Origin of the sequence: Protofrankia sp. Cr1 (genome assembly GCF_963555865.1) — a bacterium.
Taxonomy (GTDB): domain Bacteria; phylum Actinomycetota; class Actinomycetes; order Frankiales; family Frankiaceae; genus Protofrankia.
On record NZ_CAUVXO010000054.1, the window covers coordinates 4,547 to 13,712 of the forward strand.

Here is a 9,166-nt window from a genome sequence, read left to right on the forward strand (position 1 = left end):
CCCGCCGGCGGCAGGCATCCCATCGACAGAACAGCCCGGGTCGAGCGGCGCCCGATCCTCCGGGCCGGCCCGCCAACGGCGCTCCCGACCGTCCACGCCGACGCCGTCGCGCGGTCAGCTCGGCGTGGGCATCGTCACCGTCGCCGACGTCCCGATTGCGGACCCGCCGACGATGGTGCTGACCGATCCCGAGGTCCCGGAGGGCAGCCGACGGTGCGCCGGCTGCAGCGAACCGGTCGGACAGACCCGCGGTGACATCCCCGGCCGGCTTGAGGGCTTCTGCCCGACATGCGGGCAACCGTTCTCCTTCGTGCCCAAACTCAAACCACACGACGTCGTCGGCCAGTACGAGATCGTCGGATGCCTGGCGTTCGGCGGGCAGGGCTGGGTGTATCTGGCTCGTGACCGCAACGTCGCCGAGAACTTCTGGGTGGTGCTCAAGGGCCTGCTCAACACCCATGATCCGCAGGCGATGGCCGCGGCCATCGCCGAACGGCAGTACCTGGCCGCGGTCGACCATCCGAACATCGTGAAGATCTTCAGCTTCACCGAATGGCAGGGCACCGGCTACATCGTCATGGAGTACATCGGCGGGATGTCACTGCTCAAGCTCCTCAAACAGCGTCGGGACGCCGCCGGCGGGCGGCCCGACCCGCTGCCGGTGACCCAGGCAGTCGCCTACATCCTGGCGATCCTGCCGGCGTTCAGCTACCTACACCGCCAGGGCCTGGTCTACTGCGACTTCAAACCCGACAATGTGATGCTGTCCGGCGACTCGCTCAAGCTCATCGACCTCGGCGCGGTGCAGCGCATCGACGACCTCGGCCCGTCGTACGCGACCCCTGGTTACCAGGCGCCCGAAGTCGCCGAACTGGGGCCGTCGGTCGCCTCGGATCTGTTCACGATCGGCCGGTCGCTGGCGGCCCTGATCCTGAACTTCCGGGGCAACACCACCACCTATGCCGTCACGATGCCCCCGCAGCACGAGCACGAGGTACTCGCCCAGCACGACTCGCTGTACCGGTTCCTCCTGCGGGCGACCGAGATCGATCCCGATGCCCGGTTCGCCGGGGCGGACGAGATGTTCGACGAGCTGCTCAAGATCCTCCGAGAGATCGTCGCGATCGACGACGGGCGGGCGAATCCCGCTCCGAGCCGGCTGTTCTCCTCGGATGCACACCTGACCGGGCAGGACCCGGACGGCAGCGCCGCCGGACCGCCGTGGCTGGTCCTGCCCGCCTGCGGCCCCGACCCGGATGATCCGGCCGGCGCCACCCTGGCCGCGCTCCCCGATGTGGCGCCCGATGCACTGACCGAGCTGCTGTCGGCGATCGGCTCGCCGACGCCGCAGACCCGGCTGCGACTGGCCCGCGCCTGGCTGGAGGCCGGCCGGGATGATCGCGCGGAGGCGCTGCTCGCGGCCGTCGCGCAGGAGGACCCCTACCAGTGGCGCACCGACTGGTACCGAGGGCTGCTCGCTCTCGCCGCCGGCCGGAGCGACGCGGCCCGCACCTGCTTCGACCGGGTCTATGGAGCCGTACCCGGCGAGCTGGCCCCCAAGCTCGCGCTCGCCCTCGCGACCGAGACGATCGACCCGACGACGTCCGCGCGCATGTTCGATGTCGTCTCCCGGACCGACCCGTCGTTCACCTCCGCCGCGTTCGGTCTCGCCCGGGTCCGGGCTCGTGCCGGGGACCTGCCCGGTGCGATCGAGGCCTGGTCGCGGGTGCCGCGGACGTCCGCGGCATACCTGCCCGCCCAGATCCGCGTCATCCAGACGATGGTGGACCCCGGTGCCCAGCCCGGACGGGCCGACCTCGCGCGGGCGTCCGGGCTCCTCGATGCCCTGCCCGCCGATCCGCCGGCGCGGGCGGAGCTCGCGCTGGCGATCCTGGAAACGGCGCTTGCGGGGCTGGCGGCAGGCACACTACAGCCTGGCGACGACGTCGTCGTCGTGGGAAGGTCACTGCACGTCCGAGACGTGCGGTTCGGTCTGGAACAGGTGCATCGCGACCTGGCCCGGCTCGCCGCGACCCGACCACGGCGCATCGCCATGATCGACGCGGCGAACCGCGTCCGGCCACGGACGTTGGTGTGATCATGTTATGTGCGTGACCGGACGCGGCGCTACCCACCGCAACGGCCATGGAGACCGGGCGGGTCATGCGGGCCGCGCTCCGGAGAAGGGATGGGACGGGATCGACCAGAACGGGGGGCATTGCCCGGTGTGCACGAGTCCGGCATACTCGGATGATCGCTTCTGCGAAGCATGTGGAACTCCGCTGCGAGGCGAGACACCACTGACGACTGGCGACGCAGACCACCGCGAGATCGACCTCGGCCCGGTTGCCGGTGTCTGTGACCGGGGTGTCCGGCACACCACCAACGAGGACGCCATGGGTGTCGCCATGGTCGGCTCCACCCTGATCGGGGTGGTCTGCGACGGTGTGTCGAGCACGCCCGGGTCCGGCCCAGCGGCGCAGGCGGCGGCTGCCGCCGCAGCCATGGTCCTTGCCGAGGCCGTCCGCAGCTCGTACGCCGCGCGCGGCCAGCCGCTCCGGGCCGACCTGCCACCCCGGGCCAACCTGCCACCCCGGGCCGACCGGCCGGCCGCGACGGGGCCCCAGCGATCGGATGGCTTCCCGGACCCCTTCGGCTACGGCGACATCGGCGAGGACGAAGACCGGCCCGGCTACCGTGACCCCTACGGCGGTTACGGCTCCGACGACCTCCAGTGGCCGGCGTCCGACATTCCCCCGACGCCGCCCAGGGCGGTAGCCGACGACTTCTCCGAGGCCGACTTCACAAAGGATGATTTTTCTCACCACGACGTCCCCCAGGATGACTTCTCCCAGCGCGATGCCGAAAACGCGATCCACGCCGCGGTCGCGGCCGCGCAGGCTGCGGTGGTCCGGGCGCCGATCGTCGATGGACGCATCTCACCGTCGTGCACGTTTGCCGCCGCCGTCATCACCCGTACCGGCGACGGAGGCGGCAGCGTCACCGTGGGCTGGATCGGGGACAGTCGGGTGTACCTGCTCGGTCCAGGCCGCGTCGAACGGCTGAGTGAGGACGACACATGGGCGGCCGAGGCTGCGCGCGCGGGCCTGATTCCCGCCGCCGCAGTCGAGACCGACCCCCGGGCACATACGCTCACCCGCTGGCTCGGCGCCGACGCCGGGGACGTAACCGCGCACATCCGGGTGTTTCCGCTGGCGTTGCCCGCCACCGTGCTCGTTTGTACCGACGGGCTGTGGAACTATCTGTCCCGGGCCGAGGACCTGGCCGCGGTGGTCGGCGAGCTCCCGCCGGACGCTCCGGCAATCATGGTTGGCCGCCACCTCACCAGGCATGCGATCGACCACGGCGGCCACGACAACATCACGGTAGTGGCCGCACGCATCGACACGGCACGCATCGACGCGGCGCGTTCGGATGGGCACTCCCGTGAAAGGGAGCTGCGATGACGGTGCCGTTCGCGCTGGAGGTCTTCCAGAACGCCTACCTCGGCCGTGGCGGCACCGACGTACACGCGGTGATCACCGTCAAGGCCTCGGGCAGCTCGATTGATCCGCCAGGCCCGGGCGGGTCCACGGAACTGGCCGAGGTCATCATGCTGGACTGTTCGGGATCGATGGCCGCACCCCCGATGAAGCTTGTCGAAGCACGCCGGGCCGCGAAGGCGGCGATTGACGGCCTGCGTGACGGCGTATGGTTTGCGATCGTGCGGGGGTCGGGTATCGCCGAGGCCGTCTACCCTGCGCGACCCGAGCTTGCCCAGGCCAATGCCAGGACCCGGGAAGCCGCGAAGACCGCGGTCGGCCGCCTTGATGCCGACGGGGGCACGGCAATCGGGCGTTGGCTCACACGCACCCGGGAACTGATGGCCACCCGCCCGAACGCCATCCACCACGCGATCCTGTTGACCGACGGACGCAACGGCGAGCGCTCGACCGAGTTCGACGCCGCGCTGGCCGCCTGTGTCGGACACTTCCAGTGCGACTGCCGCGGCATCGGAGCCGACTGGCGGGTCGACGAACTGCGCCGGATCGCCACGACGCTGCTGGGCACTGTCGACGCCATCCGCCATCCTCGGGATCTCGCCGCCGACTTCCAAGCCATGATCGATACAGCGACGGACCGCGCCGTCGACCGGGTCTCACTGCGGGTGTGGACGCCGCGGGACGCATCGGTCCGTTTCCTGCGGCAGGTCGCGCCCCAGATCGAGGAGCTCACCGCCACCGCGGTGCAGGTGAACGCACGGACCACGGACTACCCGACCGGCGCCTGGGGCAGCGAGTCCCGCGACTACCACCTGTGCGTAACCGTCCCGGCGCAGGACGACGACGTGGAGATGCTCGCGGCCCGGGTCAACGTGGTCGTCTCCGATCAGGTGCTCTCCCGGGCGTTCGTACGCGCGATCTGGACGAACGATATCGATCTTTCTACCCGGATCGCCCCGGCGGTCGCCCACTACACCGGCCAGACCGAGCTTGCCCGCCTCCTCCAAGAAGGACTCGAGGCCCGGCGCGAGGGCGACGATGCAACCGCTACCATCAAACTTGGCCGAAGCGCACAGCTTGCCCATCAGTCCGGCAACGAAGCCACATACCACCTACTTCAGAACGTGGTCGACATCGAGGACCCAAGCACAGGTACGGTTCGACTGAAACGGAACGTCGACGCCATTGACGAAATGGTCCTTGACACCCAGTCGACCAAGACCGTCAGGGTAAACAGGTGATCAGGTGAGTGCACGCTGCCCAGATGGGCACCTGTCTCTGGCCCCCGACTACTGCGATCAGTGCGGTATGCGGATTGTAGCCAGCCAGGAGCCCTACGTTCTCCCCCCAGAGGACGGAACCGGGTCGGGTCGCCAGCGACCCCGGCAACCGGCACAGTCCGCCGCGGACTCGTACGGTCGGCGGCCGGCGGAACCGTCCGGGACAGGACCGTCCGGGACGGGGCGATCCGGCGTCGACCCCGTCGACCCGCTGGGAATCCGGCGTGCGCCGGACGCCAAGCGGGGCGGTGCGCCCCGACCGCTGCCAGGCCATGGTGGGCCGCCGGGGGCCGAGCCATACCCCCGGGACGGGTACCCACCGGAGGGCTACGCACCGGACGGGTACCCACCGGAGGGCTACGCACCGGAGCGGTACGACGCCAACGGCTATCCCCCCGACGGGTACGCCCCGGAGAACCGCCATCGGGACGGCTACGCCCAGGAGGGACACCGCCCGAACGACTACGCGGCGGATGGTTACCCTCAGGACGGCTACGCACCGGACGGCTACCCACCGGACGGCTATGCACCGGACGGCTACGCACCGAACGGGTACAACCGGGATGCCTACCCGCCAAGCGGTTACCCCCCCGGCGGCTACGACGCGAACGGCTACCCGGCGGCCCCCTATCGCGACCCACGTGACGAACCACCTCGCGACCCACCTCGCGACCCACGTGACGAACCACGTAGAGGCGAGCCGTGGGGCTACGACAGGGACCGCGCAGACCCGTACGCACCCGGTCACACCGGCCCGGGTGGTGGTGGGGATGATCCATTCGGCCTGGACCGTGCGACCGGTGCTCCACGGGGCCCGATGCCAGCACCGCCGGACTACCACCGGGCCCGTCCCAACCAGCCCGGACGGGTACCCCTGGACTCCGGCGACGGTTATGGCGCCGCCTGCCCGAACTGCCAGCGTCCAAACGAGCCGGGCGCGCGATTCTGCGAGGTGTGCGGCTTCGACCTCATCCTGCGGGAACGCCCTGCCGCACCGGTCCGGGGCGCGGTGCAGACCGGCTGGGACGTGGTCGTCGAGGCCGAACGCGAATACTACGACAGCGGCGACGACCATCGCGTTCCGTTCCCGACGGTCTACCCGCGGCGAGTCTTCGCCCTCAGCGGCCCCCGACTGCTGATCGGGCGACGCAGTGAGTCCCGCGGCATCCATCCGGAGATCGACCTGTCCGGCACGCCGGAGGACCCGGGTATCTCCCGCGCACACGCCATCCTGGAGCTGATGGCGGACGGCGGCTACGCCGTACACGATCCGGGATCGACGAACGGTACCCGGCTCAACGACGAACCGAATCCGATCCCGCCGGGCCAGCCGGTACCACTGCACAACGGCGACCGGGTGTACCTCGGTGCCTGGACCCGGATCACGATTCGCATGATCTCCAGGTAGCGACTTTCCGACGCCAGGCCGCAGAGCCGCCGGCGGCGCGATCGTGGTTCCTACGCACCGCCAGCCGGCAGGTCACCGAGCCAGTGGCTCAGGCAGGATGCCGGCCGCTGGCTCACGCCAGATGCCAGCGTTGTCCCTCCGGGGTGTCCTCAACCAGGATGCCGCCGGCGGCGAGCCGGGTGCGGATCCCATCCGCCTCGGCGTAGTCTCGCCGGGCACGCGCGGCCGACCGCAGATCGAGGACGATCTCCATCACCCCGCTCAGCGCTGGTCGCAGCTCGGAACCGGCCGCGGGCCACTGCCCGACCGGATCAAGCCCGAGGACCGCGAGCATCCTGCGGACGACATCCACCCAGCCGGCGAGCTCCCGGCTGCGCGTCTTGGAAAGCACCTGGTTCCCGCACCCGACAGCACCGAACAGGGCCGCCAGCGCCCGGGAGACCGCGAGGTCGTCGTCAAGAGCGGCTGCGAAGGCACACCAGGCCTGGGCGGGGCTTGCGATCGTGAGCACGTCCACCGGGCCGGCCCCGGTGACCGCGTCAGTGCCCGACACATCCCGAAGATCGAGTGCTTTGAGTGTTTCGAGTGTTCCGGCCGTTTCAGCCGCAAGCGCCGCAGCCTCGTCCGGCCCCCCCAGGATGTCCAGGGCGTTGCGGACGAACGTCTCGATCCGGTCGTGGGCCGCGGCCGACTCGACCAGCCCCTCCGGGCTGTATTCCAGGGACGAGCGATAGTGCGCGCCAAGGAGGTGGTAACGCAGTACCTGCGGTCTGACCTCGTCGAGTGCATCGGCGACCAGAAACGAGTTGCCCAGCGACTTCGACATCTTGGTGCCGCCGGTGGTCAGCAGACCGACATGCATCCAGTAGCGGGCCATCTCAGCCGCGCCTCCCGCAGCGGACAGCCTGTCTGCATCCGTGCCAGCTCGATCCGTCCCGGCTGGGTCCACGGCATCTGGGTCCACGGCATCTGGGTCCACGGCATCTGGATCCACAGCACCTGGATCCATGGCACCTGGATCCATGGCGCAGACCGACTGGGCACGTTCGTTCTCGTGGTGTGGGAACACGAGGTCAAGGCCGCCACCGTGGATATCGAAGGTCTCGCCGAGATACTTGCCCGCCATGGCGGAGCACTCGATATGCCAGCCTGGACGGCCGCGTCCCCAGGGCGACTCCCAGAACGGCTCACCCGGCTTCGCGCCCTTCCACAGCGCGAAGTCACGAGGGTCGGCCTTTCCCGGTTCACCCTCCGCTGACGCCTGCATGGCATCCGGACGCTGGTTTGACAACTCTCCATAACCCGCGAAGCGGCCGACCCGGAACCACACCGACCCGCCACCGGCGTAGGCGCAGCCGACATCCACCAACCTGGCGATGAGCGTGATCATCTCCGGAATATGACCGGTCGCCCGTGGCTGGATGGTCGCCGGCAGCACGCCGAGAGCACGGTATGCGTCATCGAAGGCCCGGGTCTGGCGGGTGGCCAGCTCCCACACGCTCTCGCCGGCCCGGTTCGCGTTAATTATGATCTTGTCGTCGATGTCGGTGACATTCTGAACGAAGGTCACATCAAGCCCGGACGCGGTGAACCAGCGGCGCAGGACGTCGAACGCGACCGCGGTACGCACATGCCCGACATGTGGCGCGGACTGGACTGTGGGCCCACAGACGTACACGCCCACATGACCGGGGCGCAGCGGCTCGAAGGGCCGCGTGCGCCGGGTGCGCGTGTCGTAGATGTGGAGTCCCATCTGTCAAGCGTACGGTGCGGTCCCCGCTCGCACGCCCACGCCCCGCGCCAACAGCTCCGCTCGGTTCCGCGAACAACCCACAAGTCCGACGGGGAATATTTCGGGCAAATCGAACTCCGCCGATGCAGCACCGGCCAGCACCGGCCAGATCGACGCTAGGCGGTGGTGAACACCCGCTCGGGGGTCACGCGGATGACCACCCGCACCGCATCCGGCCCGTCCCACTGGTAGGTCTCGTCACCGGTGTACTGCACCGCGAGAGCATCGATCAACTCGCGACCCCCCTCCTCGGTCAGGGTCGCCCGGCCACGGATCTCGACATAACCGTAGGGATCCCGCTGATCGAGAAACATGATTCCCACCCGTGGATCGCGGGCGATGTCACGTTCCTTGGCTCGACCCCGCACCGTTGACAACAACAGGTCATCGCCATCACGCGCGATCCACAACACCGTCATTCGCGGAGATCCGTCCGGGCGGATCGTGGCGAGCGTCACGTAGGTCGCGGCGTCCGCGAGATCCTTGACCTTTTCGGGTAGATACACCGACATCAGGCTCCTCCGCCGGGTCCTGTCGCTTTCTCACCTTCTCATCCGCGGTGACCGCCGGCAGTCATCATGCCAAGCAGGCAAGACGGACCGCACGGATGAGACGTCCCACCGGACCGCCGGACACGTCCACCGATCAGCGCTGGGCGACCAGCGCGGTGGCGATGGCAGCGAGGCCTTCTCCCCGCCCGGTGAGCCCGAGGCCGTCGGTGGTGGTGGCGGACACGCTCACCGGCGCGCCGACCGCAGTGCTCAGGGCTTCCTGGGCCTCGGCACGCCGCAGCGCCATCCGCGGCCGGTTACCCACGATCTGCACGGCGACATTCCCGATCGCCCAGCCCGCCTCGCCCAGCAGCCTCGCCGTCTCGGTGAGCAGGGCAACGCCTGACGCCCCAGCCCATTCCGGCCGCCCGGTACCGAAGATCGAGCCGAGATCACCCAAGCCCGAGGCGGTCAGCAACGCGTCACAGGACGCATGAGCCGCGACATCACCGTCCGAATGCCCGGCGAGGCCGGTTTCGTCGGGCCAGAAAATACCTGCCACCCAGCATGGGCGGCCGGCTGCGAACGGGTGGACGTCCACACCGACACCCACTCGGGGAAATCCGGCCAGGGACAGCTTCCTCACCTCGCACATTCACGTTGGCATGGTGATACGGCGCGCTGTCTGCGAC

At 69.4% G+C, this 9,166-nt stretch carries 7 protein-coding genes; 4 read left to right on the forward strand and 3 right to left on the reverse strand.

Going from position 1 to position 9,166, the window contains the following annotated elements:
• From U9980_RS07435 to U9980_RS07450, 4 genes are all read left to right on the forward strand, one after another.
• Positions 1-2,098, forward strand: a 2,098-nt coding sequence (locus U9980_RS07435; RefSeq protein ID WP_322767261.1) for a serine/threonine-protein kinase, incomplete at its 5' end; no start/stop codon positions are given.
• 7 nt (positions 2,099-2,105) lie between these two features.
• The gene (locus tag U9980_RS07440) at positions 2,106-3,467 is read left to right on the forward strand and encodes a protein phosphatase 2C domain-containing protein (protein WP_416210181.1); all 1,362 of its coding nucleotides are present in this window, start codon (positions 2,106-2,108) and stop codon (positions 3,465-3,467) included.
• Positions 3,464-4,744: a VWA domain-containing protein gene (locus tag U9980_RS07445; protein WP_322767263.1), complete on the forward strand. Its 1,281-nt coding sequence runs from the start codon at positions 3,464-3,466 to the stop codon at positions 4,742-4,744. Before U9980_RS07440 ends, U9980_RS07445 begins: the two co-directional genes overlap by 4 nt.
• Positions 4,745-4,748: 4 nt before the next feature.
• A complete protein-coding gene (locus U9980_RS07450) occupies positions 4,749-6,191 on the forward strand; it encodes an FHA domain-containing protein (protein ID WP_322767264.1) in 1,443 nt (480 codons plus the stop codon).
• Between the two features lie 112 nt (positions 6,192-6,303).
• Here the strand turns inward: U9980_RS07450 and U9980_RS07455 are convergent, their stop codons facing one another.
• The 3 genes from U9980_RS07455 to ispF all read right to left on the reverse strand — a co-directional run bounded on the left by U9980_RS07455 (position 6,304) and on the right by ispF (position 9,129).
• Positions 6,304-7,944: a cysteine--tRNA ligase gene (locus U9980_RS07455; RefSeq protein WP_322767265.1), complete on the reverse strand. Its 1,641-nt coding sequence runs from the start codon at positions 7,942-7,944 to the stop codon at positions 6,304-6,306.
• A 155-nt stretch (positions 7,945-8,099) separates the two neighbouring features.
• Positions 8,100-8,495, reverse strand: coding sequence for a PPOX class F420-dependent oxidoreductase (locus tag U9980_RS07460; protein WP_322747670.1), 396 nt, complete (start codon positions 8,493-8,495; stop codon positions 8,100-8,102).
• A gap of 133 nt (positions 8,496-8,628) precedes the next feature.
• Positions 8,629-9,129: a 2-C-methyl-D-erythritol 2,4-cyclodiphosphate synthase gene (gene ispF / locus U9980_RS07465; RefSeq protein ID WP_322767266.1), complete on the reverse strand. Its 501-nt coding sequence runs from the start codon at positions 9,127-9,129 to the stop codon at positions 8,629-8,631.
• Positions 9,130-9,166: the final 37 nt, after the last annotated feature.